Origin of the sequence: Streptomyces sp. HD (assembly GCF_028369295.1) — a bacterium.
Classification (GTDB): domain Bacteria; phylum Actinomycetota; class Actinomycetes; order Streptomycetales; family Streptomycetaceae; genus Streptomyces.
On the sequence record NZ_JAQMYP010000035.1, the window covers coordinates 1 to 19,300 of the forward strand.

Sequence of the window (19,300 nt, forward strand, 5' to 3'; positions counted from 1 at the left end):
CTGGTCCTTGTCGGCTGGTGAGGAGGAGGTGGGTGACGTGGTGGTGGTGGACGAGGTGGCGGGCGAGGAGGGTGCCGAGGGTGCCGGTGCCGCCGGTGATGAGGGCGGTGCCGTTCGGATCGATCCCCCGCGGCACGGTGAGCACGGCCTTGCCGACCAGCTTCGCCTGGCTCAGGTCCCGCATCGCCTCACGGGCCCGGCGCAGGTCGTACGTCGTGATGGGCGGAGGCTGCAGCTTCCCGTCGCGGTACAGCGACATCACCGCCACCAGCATCTCCTGGATCCGGTCGGGACCCGCCTCCATCAGGTCGTACGCCTGGTAGGCCACACCGGGATGGGCCGCGGCCACCTGCCCCGGATCACGCTTGTCGGTCTTGCCCATCTCCAGGAACCGCCCGCCGCGCGGCAGCAGCCGCAGCCCGGCGTCCACGAACTCGCCGGCCAGGCAGTCCAGTACGACGTCCATCCCGCAGCCGCTGCTCGACTCCAGGAAGCGCTGCTCGAACTCCAGCGTCCGGGAGTTGGCGATGTGCGCCTCGTCCAGCCCGTACTCCCGCAGCGTCGGCCACTTGCCGGGGCTGGCGGTGCCGTAGACCTCGGCGCCCAGATGGCGCGCCAGCTGCACGGCCGCCACGCCGACGCCGCCGGCCGCGGCGTGCACCAGCACCGACTCGCCCGGCTGCACGTCCGCCAGGTCCACCAGACCGTAGTAGGCGGTGAGATGGGTGATGGCCACGGTTGCGCCCTGCTCGTAGGACCAGCCGTCCGGCATCGGCGTCAGGAACCGGTGGTCGCACACCGCGACCGGACCGAACGAGTCGGAGCACAGCCCCAGCACCCGGTCGCCCACAGCCACATTGGTCACCCCGGCGCCGGTCTCCAGCACCGTGCCGGCCACGTCGCCGCCGATGCCGTTCTGCCCCTCGACCATGCCGAGCGCGACGATGACGTCCCGGAAGTTGAGGCCGACGGCGTGCACGGCGATCCGGACCTGGCCGGGCCCGAGCGGGTCCAGCACCTCGGGGCAGGGCACCAGTGCCACGTTCTCGATCGTGCCGCGGCCCGTGCTCTCCAGGCGCCACGGCACCGGTCCGGGCGGCGGCAGCAGCGCCGGATGCGAACGGGCCCGGGCCAGCCGGGGCGCGGTGACCGTGCCCCGGCGGATTGCGATCCGGGGTTCGGCGCACGCCAGCGCGGGCCCGAACACCTTCAGGGACTCGTCCTGTCCGTCCAGGTCGACCAGCGCGAAACGGTCCGGGTTCTCGGTCTGCGCAGAGGTCACCAGCCCCCAACTCGTCGAGTTGCCCAGGTCGGTGACGTCCTCGGTGTCGTCCGCGGCGACCGCGCCCGAGGTGACGAACACCAGTCGCGAGGAGGCGAACCGGTCGTCGGCCAGCCAGGCGCGGGCCTGCCCGAGGGTCTCCTCCGCCGACGCGTGCGCGGCGGCCGCGGGATCGTCCGGCGCTCCGGGGACGAGGCACCGGACCACGACGTCCGGTACCGGACCGTCCGCGGCCAGCTCCTCCAGCCCGGCCGCCACCCGCACCCCGGCACCGGCACCGGCCAGTCCGAACGGGTCGTCGCCGATGAGCGCCCAGGACGGGGCCGACGCGCCCTCGATGTCCAGCGCCGTCCAGTCGAGATGCAGCAGCGCCTCCTCCAGCGCACCGCCCGTCGGCCGGTCGATGACGGCGGGCCTGGTCACCAGTGACCCCACCGAGACGACCGGCTGTCCGGTCTCGTCGGTGAGCAGCAGGGCGAGCTGGTCCCCCGAGCCGGTGAGCCGCACCCGGGCTGCCGTCGCCCCGGTCGCGTACAACTGCACCCCGGTCCACGAGAACGGCAGCCGTGCACCGCCCTCCTGGTCGCCGGCGAACGCCATCGCGTGCAGCGCGGCGTCCAGCAGGGCGGGATGGACGCCGTAGCGCGCCGCCTCCGCCCGCTCGGACTCGGGCAGCCGGATCTCGGCGAACAACTCCTCGCCCCGCCGCCAGACGGCCTGCAGGCCCTGGAAGGCCGGGCCGTAGTGGTAGCCGCCCGCGGCGAGTTCGTCGTAGACACCGTCCGCCTCGACGGGCTCCGCTCCGGCCGGCGGCCAGGCCGTCTCGGGGGCGGGTTCCGCGGGTGCGTCCTGGGTCAGGGTGCCGGTCGCGTGCAGCGTCCAGTCGCCCTCGCCGGTACGGGAGTGCACCGTGACCGTGCAGTGGCCCGTGTCGCCGTCCGGGGTCGCCCGGACCTGCACCGTGACGTCGCTCTTGGGACCGGTGTCCAGCAACAGCGGCGCCTGCAGGGTCAGTTCCTCCAGGTGGGGGCGGTCCAGCAGGTCGCCCGCCCGGATCGCCAGGTCGACGAAGGCCGTGCCGGGGAGCAGGACCTGGCCGGAGACGGCGTGGTCGAGCAGCCACGGCTGGGTACGCCCGGACAGCCGGCCGGTGAGCAGCACGCCCTCGCCGTCGGCCAGCGACACGGCCGCGCCCAGCAGCGGATGGTCCGCCGCCTGAAGACCGGTCGCGGTCAGATCGCCGGTGGCCCGGTGGGACTCCAGCCAGAACCGGCGGCGTCGGAAGGCGTAGGTCGGCAGGTCGACGTGGCGTGCGCCGGTCCCGGCGAACACCGCCGGCCAGTCGACCTCGACGCCCAGCACACCGAGTTCGGCCACCGACGTCAGGAAGCGACGGGTGCCCCCGTCGTCCCGACGCAGTGAACCCACCGCTGCCGCGGCACGGCCCGCCTCGTCGATGCTGTCCTGGACCGACGGCACCAGCACGGGATGAGGGCTGATCTCCGCGAAGACGGTGAAGCCCTGGTCCAGCGCGGCCCGGGTCGCCGCCTCGAACTCCACGGTGTGGCGCAGGTTCTGGTACCAGTACGAGCCGTCCAGCTTCGCGGTGTCCAGCGGGGACCCGGTCAGGGTGGAGAAGAACGGGACGGTCGACGAGCGCGGCACGATCCCGGCCAGCTCGTCCGCGAGCGTCTCTTCGATCTCCTCCACCTGGGCCGTGTGGGAGGCGTAGTCCACCGGAATGCGGCGGGCCCGGATGCCGTCGTCGGCGCACCTCGCGAGCAGCTCGTCCAGTGCCTCGGGCGCACCTGCCACCACCGTGCTGGCCGGCCCGTTGACGGAGGCCACCGAGAGGCGTCCCGGCCACCCGGCGACGAGTTCCCGGGCCGCCGCCGACGGCAGCGCCAACGACACCATCCCGCCGCGCCCGGCCAGCGCGGCACCGATCGCCCTGGCCCGCAGCGCCACCACACGGGCCCCGTCGCCGAGATCCAGTGCCCCGCAGACACAGGCGGCGGCGATCTCGCCCTGCGAGTGCCCGATCACGGCGTCCGGTTCGACGCCGTACGACCGCCACAGTGCGGCCAGCGACACCATCACCGCCCACAGCGCGGGCTGCACCACGTCCACCCGGTCCCACGGCGGGGTGCCAGGCTCCTGCCGCAGAACGGCCGACAGCGACCAGTCGACGTAGGGGCTCAGCGCCTCCTCGCACTGCAGCAGCCGGTCGCGGAACACGGGTGCGGAGTCGAGCAGCTCCGCCGCCATCCCCGCCCACTGTGCGCCCTGTCCGGGGAAGACGAACACCACGCGGCCGTCGCCCGAGGAGGCCCCTTCCACCACGCCCGGCGGCAGAGGCGCGTCCGGGTCGGCGGTGCGGGACGCCAACGCCGCCGCGGCGGCCAGCAGTTCGTCCCGGTCTCCGCCCAGCACCACCGCGCGGTGCCCCAGCCGGGCCCGGCCCGTCAGGGTGTGGCCGACGTCCACCGGGGACAGCTCGGGGTGGGCCGTCACATGCGTGACGAGCCGCTCGGCCTGGGCGTACAGCGCGGCCGGCTCGTGCGCGGAGAACACCCACGGCACCACTGCGCCGGGGACCGGCCGGGCCGGCTCGGGCTCCTCCTCGGCCGGCGGCTGTTCGAGGATGACATGGGCGTTGGTGCCGCTGATGCCGAACGAGGACACCCCGGCCCGGCGGGGGCGCCCGGCGTCGGGCCACTGCCGTTCCTCGGTGAGCAGTTCCACGGTGCCCGAGGACCAGTCGACCTCGGGGGACGGCCGGTCGACATGCAGGGTCCTGGGCAGGATCCCGTGCCGAATCGCCATGATCATCTTGATGATGCCGGCGGCCCCGGCCGCGGCCTGCGTGTGACCCATGTTGGACTTCACCGACCCCAGCCACAGGGGCTGTTCCGCGGTCCGCTGCCTGCCGTAGGTGGCCAGCAGGGCCTGGGCCTCGATCGGGTCGCCGAGCGTCGTTCCCGTACCGTGCGCCTCCACCGCGTCCACGTCGCCGCCGCCGAGGCCCGCGCCCGCCAGGGCCTGCTCGATCACCCGCTGCTGGGCGGGCCCGTTGGGGGCGGTCAGGCCGTTGGACGCACCGTCCTGGTTGACCGCCGATCCGCGGACGATCGCCAGCACGGGATGGCCGTTGCGGCGCGCGTCCGACAGCCGCTCGACCAGCAGCATGCCGACGCCCTCGCCCCAGCCGGTGCCGTCGGCGCTCTCGGCGAAGGACCGGCAGCGGCCGTCGGGGGACAGCCCGCCCTGCCGGGACAGCTCCACGAACACACCGGGTGTCGCCATCACGGTCACACCTCCGGCCAGCGCCAGATCGCACTCGCCGGTGCGCAGCGCCTGCGCCGCCAGGTGCAGGGCCACCAGCGAGGACGAGCACGCGGTGTCCAGGGTGACCGCGGGTCCCTCCAGGCCCAGCGTGAACGCGACCCGCCCCGAGGCGACACTGCCGGCCGACCCGGTGCCGATGAACCCCTCGACCTCGTCGGGCAGCTCGCCCGGACCGGAGCCGTAGTCGTGGTACATCACTCCGGCGAACACGCCGGTCCGGCTGCCGCGCGCCGCGCGCGGATCGATACCGGCCCGTTCCAGCGCCTCCCAGGACGTCTCAAGGAGCAGCCGCTGCTGCGGGTCCATGGCCAGTGCCTCGCGCGGCGAGATGCCGAAGAACTCCGGGTCGAACTCGGCCGCGTCGTACAGGAAACCGCCCTCTCGCACATACGACGTGCCCGGCCGCGCCAGCTCCGGGTCGTAGAGCTCCTCCACGTCCCAGCCGCGATCCTCGGGCATGCCGGCGATGGCGTCCCGTCCGGTGGCGACCAGCTCCCAGAGCTCCTCCGGGGTGGCCACCCCGCCGGGGTAGCGGCACGCCATGCCGACGATGGCGATCGGCTCGCCGGGATCGGCGGAGACGGCCGGCCGTGCCCCGGCCGGCGCCTGCTCACCGCCGGTCAGCTCGCCGAGCAGGAAGTCCACCACGGCCGACGGCGTCGGATGGTCGAACACCAGCGTCGCGGGCAGCCTGAGCCCGGTCACCGCCCCCACGCCGTTGCGCAGTTCGATGGCGGCCAGCGAGTCGAAGCCCAGCTCCCGGAAGGTCCGCCGCGCGTCCAGCCCGTCGGGGCTCGCATGCCCCAGCGCCCCGGCCGAGTGCGTGCGGACCAGGTCCAGCAGCAGCCGCCTGCGTTCCGCCTCCGGCAGCTCTCGCAGCCCGGCCGCGAACGCCGTACCCGCACCGGCGCCCTCGACGGCACCGGCCGCCCGGCGGACCGGGGCCCGCACCAGCCCACGGAACAGCGGCGGCAGGGTGCCTGCCGCGGCCTGGGAACGCAGCGCTCCCAGGTCCAGCGGCAGCGGCACGGAGACCGGCGCGTCCAGCGCGACCGCCGCGTCGAACAGCGCCAGACCCTGCTCCCCGGAGATCGGCAGCAACCCGGCACCGGCCATGCGACGCGTCGTCTGCTCGTCGTCGACGAGGTGGGCGGTCATGGTGCTGCGGGTGTTCCAGAAGCCCCAGGCGAGGCTGGTGGCGGGGTGGCCGTGGGCGCGGCGGTGGTGGGCGAGGGCGTCGAGGTAGGTGTTGGCGGCGGCGTAGTTGGCTTGTCCTGCGGTGCCGAGTTGTCCGGCGGCGGAGGAGTAGAGGACGAAGGTGGTGATGGGGTGGTTGAGGGTGAGGTGGTGGAGGTGGGTGGCGGTGTCGATTTTGGGTTGGAGGACGGTGTGGAGTTGGTGGTTGGTGAGGGTGGTGGTGGTGGCGTCGTCGAGGATGCCGGCGGTGTGGATGACGGTGGTGAGGGGGTGGGTGGTGGGGATGGTGGCGAGTGCGGTGTTGAGTTGGTGGGGGTCGGTGGTGTCGCAGGCGGTGATGGTGATGTGGGCGCCGGCGGCGGTGAGTTCGTTGGTGAGTTCGGTGGCGCCGGGGGCGTTGGGGCCTTGTCGGCTGGTGAGGAGGAGGTGGGTGACGTGGTGGTGGTGGACGAGGTGGCGGGCGAGGAGGGTGCCGAGGGTGCCCGTGCCGCCGGTGATGAGGGCGGTGCCGTTCGGATCGATCCCCCGCGGGAGTTGCGGCGTCGCAACCGCCCGGACCAGCCGTGGCGCGGCGGCCCTGCCCTGACGCAGCGCCAGCCGCGGCTCGTCCGACCCGACCGCCGAGCGCAGCGCCGTCAGCGACTCGGCCGTTGCGTCGAGGTCCACGAGGATGATCCGGCCGGGGTGTTCGGTCGCCGCCGAACTCAGCAGACCCCATGCCGCCGCCTGCGCCGGATCCGGCGCCGCGTCCTCCGTCACGGCCACCGCGTTCCAGGTCACCGCCACCAGTCGGGCGTCGCCGAGCCGTTCGTCGGCAAGCCATGCCCGCAGCAGGTCCAGGGTCCGCTCGGCGCTCTCGTGCGCCGCGGCGGCGTCGACGGTGCCGACTGTGCCCTCGGGCGTCCCGACCGTGGCGACGACGAAATCGGGGACGTCGGCCCCCGCCTCCACCGCGGCGCCGAGCTCGGCCGGACCGGCGTGGACCTCGGCACCGGGCAGGCCGGCCAGCGGCCCTGATCCCAGCACGGCCCAGCGCCCCGCCGTCTCGGCCCCGCCGACCGGCACCCAGGACGGCACCAGCAGCGCGCTCCCCGCACCGTCCGGTGCCGCGACCGCCCCGGCGGGCCGCACCATCAGCGACTCCACCGTGGCCACCGGCCGGCCGGTGGCGTCCGCGAAGAGCAGCGAGAGCGTGTCCGGGCCGGTCGGGGTCAGCCGTACGCGCAGGACGGAGGCCCCGGCCGCGTGCAGCGACACCCCGCGCCACGCGAACGGCAGCCTGGCCCGCTGTTCCCGGGCGAACTCGCCCGGCAGGAACGCCGACGCGTGCAGTGCGGCGTCCGCGAGCGCCGGATGCAGCCCGAACTCCCCGGTATCCCGGGCGACTTCGTCGGGCAGCCGGACCTCGGCATACACCTCCTCGCCGTGCCGCCACACCGCGCGCAGCCCCTGGAACGCCGGACCGTAGTGCACCCCGGCCGCCGCGAAGTCCGCGTAGCAGCCGTCGATGTCCAGCTCTTCGGCCGCCGGGGGCGGCCAGGCCGTCAGCTGCTCCTCGGGCGCGCTGCGGGCCGTGCCGAGGGTGCCGCCGGCGTGCCGCGTCCACACGTCCTCGGCAGCCTCTTCGGCCTGCGTGTACAGGCCGAACTCGCGGTCTCCCGACGCGTCCGGGGCGTCCAGGGTGAGCTGGACGCGCAGTCCGCCGCGCTGCGGCAGGGCGAGCGGCAGCTCCAGCGTGAGGTCCGCGACCTGGTCGAGCCCGACATGTCCGCCCGCCCACAGGGCCAGTTCGGCCACTGCGGTGCCCGGCAGCAGGACCGTGTCACCGATCGCGTGGTCCGCCAGCCACGGCAGGCTGTCCGTGGACAGCCTGCCGGTGAACAGCCGACCGCCTCCGGCCGCGGGCACCAACGTGGCCCCCAGCAGCGGGTGTTCCGCGGGCACCAGGCCCGCCGCGCCCAGGTCGCCGGCCCCCGGCACGGTCTGCAGCCAGTACCGGGTGCCCTGGAAGGCGTACGTCGGCAGCGGCACCCGCCGGGCCGGAGGGCCGCCGAAGAACACCGACCAGTCGACCGGCACGCCGGACGTGTGCGCCTGGGCCAGCATGGCCGTCAGCGTCCGCACCTCCGGGCGGTTGCGACGCAGCGCCGGGGCGACGACGGCGGTGGTGCCGGTGTCGGCCAGGGTCTCCTCGGTCATCGACGTGAGCGCGGCATCGGCCCCGAGTTCGAGGAAGACGGTGACGCCCTCGGCGTCGAGGGTGCGCACCACGTCATGGAAACGGACCGGCTCGCGTGCCTGCCGGGCCCAGTACGCCGGATCGGCCCAGTCGGCGGCTTCCAGCAGGGTGCCCGTCACGCTGGAGACGACGGGGATGCGCGCGGGCTGGAACGACAGCCGTCCGGCGACCTCGCCGAGCGCCTCGACGACGGGCTCCATCAGCGGGGAGTGGAACGCGTGGCTCACCGGCAGCCGCCGGGTCCGCCGCCCCAGCTCGGTGAAGTGCGCCGCGATCCGGGTGACGACGTCCTCGTCGCCCGACACCACCACGGAACCGGGCCCGTTGACGGCCGCGATACCGGCCACCGACTCGTGCCCGGCGAGCAGTGGCAGCACCTCGTCGGAGGTCGCCGCCACCGAGATCATCGCCCCGCCCTCGGGCAGCTCCTGCATCAACCGGCCGCGCGCGGCGACCAGTTCGCAGGCGTCGGCCAGCGACAGCATCCCCGAGACGTGTGCCGCGGTCAGCTCGCCGACCGAGTGTCCGGACAGCAGCCGGGGGCGTACTCCCCACTCCTCCAGGAGCCGGAAGAGCGCCACCCCGAGTGCGAACGTGGCCGACTGGGTGTAGAGCGTGCGGTCCAGCAGCCCCGCCTCGGCGCTGTCCGCGTCGGCCAGCAGCAGGGGCAGCAGGGGCCGGTCCAGCCGTGCGTCCAGCTCTGCGCAGACCTCGTCCAGGGCACGGGCGTACACCGGGAACGTCTCGTACAGTTCCCGGCCCATGCCGGGCCGCTGGGCCCCCTGGCCGGTGAACAGGAAGGCACTGCGCACCTCGTCCGCGACACCGCTGACCAGCCCGGCGGGACGTTCCCCGCGCGCCAGCCGGGCGAGGTCGTCCAGCAGTTCCTCCCGGTCTCCGGCGAGCAGCACCGCACGGTGCTCGAAGGCGGTACGGGTGGTCGCCAGCGCGGCCGCCAGCTCACGGAGCGGCAGCCCGGGGCGGTCCAGCAGATGTGTGTGCAGCCGGGCGGCCTGCGCCGGCAGGGCGGCGGAGGTGGCCGCCGACAGCAGCACGGGCGTCACCGCGCCCGTCCCGTCCTCGCCGTCCGCCACAGCCTCGTCCGCCGGGAGATCGACCGCGGCCGGCTCCTCCAGGATGACGTGCACATTCGTGCCGCTGATGCCGAACGAGGACACTCCGGCCCGGCGGGGGCGCCCGGTGCGCGGCCACGCCTGGTTCTCGGTCAGCAGCTCCACCGCGCCCGCCGACCAGTCCACCTCGGGCGTCGGCCGGTCGACGTGCAGGGTCCTGGGCAACTGCTGGTGCCGCATCGCCATGATCATCTTGATGATTCCGGCGGCGCCCGCGGCGGCCTGTGTGTGGCCGAGGTTGGACTTGACGGAGCCCAGCCGCAGCGGGCTGCCGTCCGGCCGCTCCTGGCCGTAGGTGGCGAGCAGGGCCTGGGCCTCGATGGGGTCGCCGAGCCGGGTGCCGGTGCCGTGCGCCTCCACCACGTCGACGTCCGCGAAGCCCAGCCGGGCCGAGGCCAGCGCCTGCTGGATGACCCGCTCCTGCGAGGGGCCGTTGGGGGAGGTGAGGCCGTTGGACGCACCGTCCTGGTTGACCGCGCTGCCCCGGACGATCGCGAGCACCTGATGGCCCGCGCGGCGGGCGTCGGAGAGCCGCTCGACCACGAGCAGCGCGGAGCCCTCGCCCCAGCCGACGCCGTCGGCCGCGGCCGCGAACGACTTGCACCGGCCGTCGCGGGCGAGCCCACGCTGACGGGAGTTCTCCACGAAGGTGGCCGGGGTCGACATGACCGTCGCTCCGCCCGCCAGCGCCAGATCGCACTCCCCGTCGCGCAGCGCCTGCACCGCGAGGTGCAGCGCCACCAGTGACGACGAGCACGCGGTGTCGAGGGTGACCGCCGGGCCCTCCAGCCCGAGGAAGTAGGAGATCCGGCCCGACGCCACACTGGCGGCCATGCCGGTGCTCAGATAGCCCTCCACCTCGTCGGGCAGGACGCCCGGGCCGGAGGCGTAGTCGTGGTACATCAGGCCCGTGAAGACCCCGGTCCGGGAACCGGCCAGGGACCGCGGGTCCACCCCGGTGTTCTCCAAGGCCTCCCAGGCGGTCTCCAGCAGCAGGCGCTGCTGCGGATCCATCGCCAGCGCCTCGCGGGGGGAGACCCCGAAGAACTCCGCGTCGAACTCGGCGGCCCCGTGCAGGAATCCGCCCTCGGTGGCATAACTGGTGCCGGGATGGTCGGGGTCGGGATCGTAGAGGTCGTCGAGCGGCCAGTCGCGGTCCCGCGGCATACCGGCGATGGCGTCCTCACCGCGCAGGACGAGGTCCCACAGCTCGTCGGGCGAACCGACGCCTCCGGGCAGCCGGCAGGCCATGCCGACGATCGCCACCGGCTCGGTGTCCCCGGCTTCGAGTTTCTTGATGCGTCGATGGGCCTGCCGCAGATCGGCTGCCAACTTCTTGAGGTAATCAACCAGCTGCGCTTCGTTCGTCACCTGAGAACCCCGCCTGAGAGATTGGCATACCGCGCCCTTCGAGGGCGAAGCTACGAACCTCACCCCCCTAACCGCGTCCCCACAGCCACCCCAGAAGTCGCGGGCGGACGTATATGGCCGGGTAGGGGTTGGCGATAGGGGTTTCTCCTGCCTAGCCTCTGCGTGAATTCCCGTGCCGCGACGAGGACTGGAGTGTATCCCGCAATGAGTGTTTCTGAGGAGAAAGCCGCAGAATCGACGGAGCAGCAATTCGTCAAGCCGTCGGCGCCGGAGAAAATGCGCGACATCGACTTTCTGCTCGGTAATTTCCGTGCGGAGTGGACCAACTTCACCGCCGATCCGGCTCAGAAGGGCACGGCCGCTTGGAACACCGTGTCGACTTTCGGCGGTCACGCGTACGAGATGACCCAACTCGTGCCGGAACACGACCTCACCGGCCGCTTCGTCGTGCAGTGGGTCGAGCGGGAGTCGTCGTTCTCCGGCTATTACTACGACGACTGGGGAAACCGCACCCTGCTGACCACGGAGGGATGGCAGGACGGATATCTCGCCTTCACCGGCGAATGCATGGGTTTCGGGCATTGGTTCATGCTCAAGGAGCGGTACGAAATCATCGACGAGAACCATTATCTGAAGTGCGGTTTCATCAAGTACGAAGCCGAGAGCGACTGGATTGCCGCAGACGAGGTCCACTGCTACCGGGTCTGACCTCTCCGGGAAATCGACGCTCGGGTTCATGACTCCCGGGAAAGGTGAACCAACCATGACCCTGCTGTCAGAGGCGGTACGCGCGGGTGCGTCGCCGCAGGAGTTGGAGCGGGCGGAACTGCCCCGGGAGTACACCGCCGCGTACATCCAGTCCGAGGACGCCCGGATGTTCGACGGGGTCGCGGACAAGGACGTCCGCAAGTCGCTGCGGGTCGGCCAGGTACCGATGCCCGAACTGGCACCGGACGAGGTCCTGGTCGCCGTCATGGCGAGTGCCGTGAACTACAACACCGTGTGGTCGGCGATGTTCGAGCCGATCCCCACGTTCCGCTTCCTGCAGCAGTTCGCGGCGCAGGGCGGTTGGGCCGAACGGCACGATCTGCCGTACCACGTGATCGGTTCCGACGGAGCGGGTGTGATCGTGCGCGCCGGCTCCGGCGTACGGCGCTGGCGCGTCGGCGACCACGTGGTGGTGAGCTGCGTCCAGCCCGACGACCAGGAACCCGCCACGCACCACGACGGCATGCTCGGCGCCGACCAGCGCATCTGGGGTTTCGAGACCAACTTCGGCGGCCTGGCCCACTATGCCGTCGTCAGGGCGAGCCAGCTGATCCCCAAGCCCGGGCACCTCAGCTGGGAGGAGGCCGCCTGCAACCCCCTGTGCGCGGGGACCGCGTACCGGATGCTGGTCGGTGACCGGGGTGCCCGGTTCAAGCAGGGCGACGTCGTGCTGATCTGGGGGGCGGCCGGCGGACTGGGTGCCTACGCGGTGCAGTTCGTCAAGAACGGCGGCGGCATCCCGGTCGGCGTCGTCAGCTCGCCCGCGAAGGCCGAGGCGGCCCGTCGGCTGGGCTGCGACGTGGTCATCAACCGGCAGGACATCGGGCTGGACGACCGCACCGCCGACGACCCGCGTCTGGTCATCGAGGTGGGCAAGAAGCTCGGCAGGGCCATCCGGCAGCAGGTGGGGGAGGACCCGCACGTCGTCTTCGAGCACGTCGGCCGCTCCACGTTCGGTGTCTCGGTCTTCGTCGTCCGCCGGGGCGGCACGGTGGTGACCTGTGGCTCCAGCACCGGCTATCAACACGGCTACGACAACCGGTACTTGTGGATGAAGCTCAAGCGGATCATCGGCAGCCACGCCGCGAATCTCCAGGAGCAGTGGGAGACCAACCGGCTCATCTCGCTGGGGCGGATCATGCCGACGCTGTCCGAGGTCTACTCGCTGGAGGAGACCGGCGAAGCCGCCCGCTCGGTCCAGACGAACCGGCACATCGGCAAGGTGGGAGTGCTCTGCCTGGCCTCCGGCCCCGGACAAGGCGTCACCGACCCCGAGCTGCGTGCGCGGATCGGCGAGGACCGCCTCAACCCGCTCCGCGGCCTCACCACGACATGACCGTCACCGCCCGGCCGGCCGCGTGGAGCCCCGCGGACCCGGCAGGGCGGCCGATGGAGCGGCCCAGGGGGTGTCCTGCGGATCACCTCGGCGTCGCGGGGGCCGGCACGCGCGTCCATCGCTGCTCCCGCCGGACCCCGCTCGGCCCGGCCCAGAGGTGCCGTGCTCCACAGCCGACCTGATCCGCAGGACACCCCTGGCTCGCTTGCGTTCGCCAAGGTCTGCAGGTCGGTGGCATCGCTCATACGTCCGTCGAAGTCCGCCCAGGAGAACCCGCCGGCCCGTGTCGGCGGAGCAGAGCCCGCCGGGCGGTGCCCGGCCCGAAGGAGATGCGATGACCACCGCGCCGACGGCTTCCCCCACCTCCGCGACCACCTCCGCGACCACCTCCGCGACCACCTCCGCGACCACCTCCGCGACCACCTCCCCGACCACCTCCCCGACCACCCCCGCGACCGCGGCCGGCACAGCGGCCCGGGCGATCCGGCGCGTCGGCGTGGTCGGCTGTGGGGTGATGGGCGCGGGCCTGGCCGAGGTGTGCGCCCGCGCGGGCCGCGACGTGCTGCTCGTCTCCTCGGGGGAGCCCGGCCTGGCCCGGGGCCGCGACCGGCTGGAGCGCTCCCTTGCCCGCGCGGTCGGCAAGGGCAAGATCACCGACTCGGAGCGGGAGGAGATGCTCGCGCGCGTCTCCTACACCACCGACTTCGGTGCCTTCCACGACCGGCAGCTGGTGCTGGAAGCGGCCCCCGAGCACGAGCCCACGAAGCTGCGGATCTTCCAGGCCCTGGACAAGGTCGTCGAGGATCCGGAGGCGATCCTCGCCTCCAACACCTCCGCCCTGTCCGTCATGCGGCTGGCCCGTGCCACCGACCGTCCGGGTCAGGTACTGGGCCTGCACTTCTTCAACCCCGCCCCGGTGCTGCCACTGGTCGAGGTGATCAGTTCGCTGTTGACCGAGGACCGCCACCGGCAGATCGCCACGGAGTTCGTCACCGGAGTCCTGGGCAAGCAGGCGATCCACGCCGCGGACCGCTCGGGCTTCGTGGTCAACGCCCTGCTGATCCCCTATCTCGTGTCCGCGATCCGGATGTTCGAAGCCGGATACGCGAGTGCGCGGGACATAGATCAGGCGATGACCCTGGGTTGCTCCCACCCCATGGGGCCGCTGGCGCTGGCCGACCTCATCGGACTCGACACCGTCGCGGCCATCGCCACCGCCTTGTACGAGGAGTTCAAGGAGCCCACCCACGCCGTACCGCCGTTGCTGTCCCGCATGGTGGATGGCGGGCTGCTCGGCAGGAAATCCGGCCAAGGCTTCTACGCCTACTGAGGGCCGAGTCCCTCACCTCACACCGGCAACTCCCGCGCTCCTGACGCTCTTCTGCCCCACAGTCCGGCGAGCGCCAAGGTAAGAGTCTGACTAGAGCATTGCCAAGTCATGGGGGACGAGTGAGGGGTCAAAGCCCCCCAATAGCAGACAACATGCCTGTGTTTCTGCACAGACGCGCACTCTCACTCTCATGTGTGACTGCGGGCACACGCTCAGGTAAAGACCTCATCAAATAGTTTGTGATACCGTTCACGAGAACCCCGGGCAGAGCCGACGGGCCGTAGTGAAACGGTCCATCGGAGCGAGGCGGCGTGCGGTCTCACGCCCGTCGGGCCGGGGCTACGCTCGTCCATGACGACACCCTGCCCCCCTTGAACGCGGAGTTGCCGCCATGCAGTCCAACGACGTACGAACGCTCCTGCACTGTGCCCTGCCCACCGCAGCCGCGGGTGTGGCGGGAGCCGCGGTGAGTGCCGCCGTCGCCGGCGGCAAGGGTGCGCTCGGTGCCGCCCTCGGTGGGCTTCTCGTTCTGCTCTTCATGAGCAGCGGGCTGGCGGTACTGCTGCGCACTGCGCGCCAATTCCCCCATCTCTTCCAGTCGATGGGACTGTTGCTCTACACGACGCAGATCCTGTTGCTCATGATTGTGCTGATCGTCTTCAGGGGGACCTCGGCGTTCAATCCGAAATGCTTCGCCTTCACGTTGCTCGCGGCCACCCTGGTGTGGATCGCCGCTCAGGTGCTCTCGCACATGAAGGCCAAGGTTCCCTACGTCGAGCCGGACTCCGCCCGGGCGTCGTCGTGACCTGTAGGGCCGGTGTAAAGGGGCTTCCGCTCATTTGCTATGGTCTCGCCACAACTGCGGCAGAGCTGGCGCGGGCGGCAGCCGTGCCTGTGACGCCTCACGGCTCGGAGCCCAGTCGCCGCCCCCATATCCGCAAGTCCAGTCCAGTGCCGTTCCGCGGTCGCAGGCCGCGCCGACACATCGAGGTTGCCGTACCCATGCGCCACTCTGAAGGAGCTCGCGGTGAGTAATGCCAAGACGCTCGCCTTCGAGACCGACTGTCATATTTTCGACGGGTGCGGTTTCCCGACCCCCGGCCTGCACTCGTTCCTCTTCGAGCCCGTGTTCACCGTCGCCGGCATCGACATCAACAAGCCGATGCTGCTGTCGCTGGTGAGTACCTTCGTCGTCATCGGGTTCTTCTGGGCGGCCTTCAACAAGCCGAAGCTGATTCCCGGCAAGCTCCAGATGATCGGTGAGGCGGGCTACGACTTCGTACGTCGTGGGGTCGTCTACGAGACGATCGGCAAGCGCGAGGGCGAGAAATACGTCCCGCTGATGGTCTCGCTCTTCTTCTTCATCTGGATCATGAACCTCTGGTCGATCATTCCGGTCGCCCAGTTCCCCGCCACCGCGGTCATCGCCTTCCCGGCCGGCCTCGCCGCCATCGTCTACATCCTGTGGATGAGCCTGACCTTCAAGCGGCACGGCTTCATCGGCGGCTGGAAGAACATCACCGGCTACGACCCGTCGCTCGGCCCGGTGTTCCCGATGGTCATGTTCTTCGAGTTCCTGTCGAACGTGCTCATCCGGCCCTTCACCCACGCCGTCCGGCTCTTTGCCAACATGTTCGCCGGGCACGTCCTGATCCTGATCTTCACCATCGGAACCTGGTACCTGCTCAACGGGATCGGCATCGCGTACTCCGCGGTCTCGTTCCTGATGGTCCTCGTGATGACGGTCTTCGAGCTGTTCATCCAGGCTCTCCAGGCCTACGTCTTCATCCTCCTGTCCTGCAGCTACATCCAGGGCGCGCTCGCCGAGCACCACTGAGCACCTGCACCACCATCCCCTGAACTTCCGGTGGCCAACCCCCACCGGTCTGCGTAAAGAGAAGGAAGTTACGGCATGTCCGCTCTCGACACCCTCGCCGCGGTCGAAATCAAGGGCAACCTCGCTGCCATCGGCTACGGCCTCGCTGCCATCGGCCCCGGCGTCGGCGTTGGCATCATCTTCGGTAACGGCACCCAGGCGCTGGCCCGCCAGCCCGAGGCCGCCGGCCTGATCCGCCAGAACCAGATCCTGGGCTTCGTGCTCTGTGAGGCGCTCGCCCTGATCGGTCTGGTCATGGGCTTCGTCTACCCGACGTCCTGACCGTCTCGTCCGACGAGAGAATTCCACGGAAGGAACTGATGTGACCTCGCCCTTGCTGCAAATCGCGGCTGAGGACGCCCAGAATCCTCTGATCCCGGAGATCCCCGAGCTCGTCATCGGTCTGATCGCCTTCGCGATCGTGTTCTTCGTCCTGGGCAAGAAGCTCCTTCCGAACATCAACAAGGTTCTGGAAGAGCGTCGTGAGGCCATCGAGGGCGGGATCGAGCAGGCCGAAGCGGCACGCACCGAGGCGCAGAGCGTCCTGGAGCAGTACAAGGCCCAGCTCGCCGAGGCCCGGCACGAGGCCGCGCGGCTGCGCCAGGAGGCACAGGAGCAGGGTGCCGCGCTCATCGCCGAGATGCGTGCGGAAGGCCAGCGGCAGCGCGAGGAGATCGTCGCCGCCGGTCACGCCCAGATCGAGGCCGACCGCAAGGTCGCGGCGTCCGCGCTGCGCCAGGACGTCGGCAAGCTCGCCACCGACCTGGCCGGCAAGCTCGTCGGCGAGTCCCTTGAGGACCACGCCCGGCAGAGCCGCGTGATCGACCGCTTCCTCGACGAGCTCGAAGAGAAGGCTGAGGCCGCGCGATGAACGGAGCGAGCCGCGAGGCCCTGGCAGCCGCACGTGAGCGTCTCGACGCGCTGACGGACAACACGTCCGTCGACGCGGCCAAGCTCGCCGACGAGCTGGCCGCCGTCACCGCGCTGCTCGACCGAGAGGTGTCGCTGCGTCGGGTCCTGACCGACCCGGCGCAGGCCGGTGAGGCCAAGGCCGAGCTGGCCCAGCGCCTCCTCGGTGGCCAGGTCGGCGGGGAGACCGCCGACCTGCTGTCCGGCATGGTGCGCTCCCGCTGGTCGCAGTCCCGTGACCTGGTGGACGCGCTGGAGGAGCTGGCCGGCACCGCCGACCTCACCGCCGCCCAGCGGGCGGGCGCGCTCGACGACGTCGAGGACGAGCTGTTCCGGTTCGGCCGGATCGTCTCCTCCAGCACCGAGCTGCGCGCCGCGCTGACCAACCGCGCCGCCACGGCGTCGGCCAAGAGCGAGCTGCTGCGCAGCCTGCTCGGCGGTCGGGCCAAGACGACCACCGAGCGTCTTGTGACGCGTCTTGTGACCGCGCCGCGTGGACGTAGCCTGGAGTCGGGACTGGAGTCCCTGTCCAAGCTCGCCGCCGAGCGCCGGGACCGCATGGTGGCGATCGTCACCTCGGCGGTACCGCTGAGCGACGTGCAGAAGCAGCGCCTGGGCGCCGCCCTCGCGAAGCTCTACGGCCGCTCGATGCACCTCAACCTCGACGTGGACCCCGAGGTCGTCGGCGGTATCCGGGTGCAGGTCGGCGACGAGGTCATCAACGGCTCCCTCGCGGACCGCATCGAGGACGCCGGCCGCCGACTGGCGAGCTAGCAGAAACTTAATAGCAGTACGTACTTACGACGGCCCATGTTGGGCCGTGCAGAGGATTCACCCTTTTCCAGGGGGGAGTCCCCATCCCCCCAAAGTGAAACTTCGGGCCCAACAAGGAGAGCAGGGAACCCAGATGGCGGAGCTCACGATCCGGCCGGAGGAGATCCGGGACGCGCTGGAGAACTTCGTCCAGTCGTACAAGCCGGACGCGGCCTCGCGCGAGGAGGTCGGTACGGTCACCCTTGCCGGCGACGGCATCGCGAAGGTCGAGGGACTTCCCTCGGCCATGGCCAACGAACTGCTGAAGTTCGAGGACGGCACCCTCGGCCTCGCCCTCAACCTTGAGGAGCGCGAGATCGGTGCCATCGTCCTCGGTGAGTTCAGCGGCATCGAGGAGGGTCAGCCGGTCTCCCGTACCGGTGAGGTCCTCTCCGTGGCCGTCGGCGAGGGCTACCTCGGCCGCGTCGTCGACCCGCTCGGCAACCCGATCGACGGCCTCGGCGAGATCGAGACGTCCGGCCGTCGTGCCCTTGAGCTGCAGGCCCCCACGGTCATGCAGCGCAAGTCGGTGCACGAGCCGATGGAGACCGGCTACAAGGCCGTCGACGCGATGACCCCGATCGGCCGTGGCCAGCGTCAGCTGATCATCGGTGACCGTCAGACCGGCAAGACCGCCCTGGCCGTCGACACGATCATCAACCAGCGTGACAACTGGCGCACCGGCGACCCGAACAAGCAGGTCCGCTGCATCTACGTCGCCATCGGTCAGAAGGGCTCGACGATCGCGTCGGTCCGCCGCGCGCTGGAGGAGAACGGCGCGCTGGAGTACACGACCATCGTCGCCGCCCCGGCGTCCGACCCGGCCGGCTTCAAGTACCTGGCGCCGTACACCGGTTCGGCCATCGGCCAGCAGTGGATGTACGAGGGCAAGCACGTCCTCATCATCTTCGACGACCTCTCGAAGCAGGCCGACGCCTACCGCGCCGTGTCCCTGCTGCTGCGCCGTCCGCCGGGCCGTGAGGCCTACCCGGGTGACGTCTTCTACCTGCACTCCCGTCTGCTGGAGCGCTGCGCGAAGCTCTCCGACGACATGGGCGCCGGCTCGATGACCGGTCTGCCGATCGTCGAGACCAAGGCCAACGACGTCTCGGCGTTCATCCCGACCAACGTCATCTCCATCACCGACGGCCAGTGCTTCCTGGAGTCGGACCTGTTCAACGCCGGTCAGCGCCCCGCGCTGAACGTCGGTATCTCCGTCTCCCGAGTCGGTGGTTCCGCGCAGCACAAGGCGATGAAGCAGGTCTCCGGCCGTCTGCGCGTCGACCTCGCCCAGTTCCGTGAGCTGGAGGCGTTCGCCGCCTTCGGTTCCGACCTGGACGCCGCGTCGAAGGCGCAGCTGGAGCGCGGTCAGCGCATGGTCGAGCTGCTGAAGCAGGCCCAGTACGAGCCGATGTCCACCGAGGACCAGGTCGTCTCCGTGTGGGCCGGCACCACCGGCAGGATGGACGACGTGCCGGTCGCCGACATCCGCCGCTTCGAGAAGGAGCTCCTGGAGTACCTGCACCGCAAGGAGCAGGGCCTCATGACCTCCATCAAGGAGGGCGGCAAGATGTCGGACGACACGCTCACCGCCGTCGCCGACGCCATCGTGGAGTTCAAGAAGCAGTTCGAGACCGCGGACGGCAAGCTGCTCGGCGAAGAGGCCGGCCCGAAGGCGACCAGCGCCTCCAAGTGACG

The 19,300-nt window shown here is 71.1% G+C and carries 10 protein-coding genes; 9 read left to right on the plus strand and 1 reads right to left on the minus strand.

Annotation, left to right across the window (positions count from 1 at the left end; genetic code table 11):
* The coding region (locus POF73_RS29600; protein ID WP_272121554.1) for a type I polyketide synthase at positions 1 to 10,570 on the minus strand (10,570 nt) is incomplete at its 3' end.
* A gap of 204 nt (positions 10,571 to 10,774) precedes the next feature.
* Here POF73_RS29600 and POF73_RS29605 point away from each other — a divergent pair.
* The 9 genes from POF73_RS29605 (at position 10,775) to atpA (ending at position 19,298) form a co-directional block, all read left to right on the plus strand.
* Positions 10,775 to 11,278 (plus strand): hypothetical protein, encoded by a 504-nt coding sequence (locus POF73_RS29605; protein ID WP_272121556.1) that lies wholly within the window; start codon positions 10,775 to 10,777, stop codon positions 11,276 to 11,278.
* A 55-nt stretch (positions 11,279 to 11,333) separates the two neighbouring features.
* The gene (gene ccrA / locus POF73_RS29610) at positions 11,334 to 12,674 is read left to right on the plus strand and encodes a crotonyl-CoA carboxylase/reductase (RefSeq protein WP_272121558.1); all 1,341 of its coding nucleotides are present in this window, start codon (positions 11,334 to 11,336) and stop codon (positions 12,672 to 12,674) included.
* A 334-nt stretch (positions 12,675 to 13,008) separates the two neighbouring features.
* The gene (locus tag POF73_RS29615; RefSeq protein WP_272121561.1) at positions 13,009 to 14,004 is read left to right on the plus strand and encodes a 3-hydroxybutyryl-CoA dehydrogenase; all 996 of its coding nucleotides are present in this window, start codon (positions 13,009 to 13,011) and stop codon (positions 14,002 to 14,004) included.
* Positions 14,005 to 14,395: 391 nt separating this feature from the next.
* Positions 14,396 to 14,809 carry a hypothetical protein gene (locus POF73_RS29620; RefSeq protein WP_272121563.1) on the plus strand — a complete coding sequence of 138 codons (414 nt, stop codon included), beginning with the start codon at positions 14,396 to 14,398 and terminating at the stop codon, positions 14,807 to 14,809.
* 222 nt (positions 14,810 to 15,031) lie between these two features.
* Entirely contained in the window at positions 15,032 to 15,841 is an 810-nt protein-coding gene (gene atpB / locus POF73_RS29625) for a F0F1 ATP synthase subunit A (protein WP_272121565.1), read from the plus strand.
* A gap of 75 nt (positions 15,842 to 15,916) precedes the next feature.
* Positions 15,917 to 16,162 carry an ATP synthase subunit C gene (locus tag POF73_RS29630; RefSeq protein WP_020131181.1) on the plus strand — a complete coding sequence of 82 codons (246 nt, stop codon included), beginning with the start codon at positions 15,917 to 15,919 and terminating at the stop codon, positions 16,160 to 16,162.
* A gap of 40 nt (positions 16,163 to 16,202) precedes the next feature.
* Positions 16,203 to 16,751, plus strand: coding sequence for a F0F1 ATP synthase subunit B (locus POF73_RS29635; protein ID WP_272121571.1), 549 nt, complete (start codon positions 16,203 to 16,205; stop codon positions 16,749 to 16,751).
* Positions 16,748 to 17,563, plus strand: a complete 816-nt coding sequence (locus POF73_RS29640) for a F0F1 ATP synthase subunit delta (protein WP_272121573.1) — start codon at positions 16,748 to 16,750, stop codon at positions 17,561 to 17,563. Before POF73_RS29635 ends, POF73_RS29640 begins: the two co-directional genes overlap by 4 nt.
* A 133-nt stretch (positions 17,564 to 17,696) precedes the next feature.
* The gene (atpA, locus tag POF73_RS29645) at positions 17,697 to 19,298 is read left to right on the plus strand and encodes a F0F1 ATP synthase subunit alpha (RefSeq protein ID WP_272121575.1); all 1,602 of its coding nucleotides are present in this window, start codon (positions 17,697 to 17,699) and stop codon (positions 19,296 to 19,298) included.
* Positions 19,299 to 19,300 lie beyond the last annotated feature (2 nt).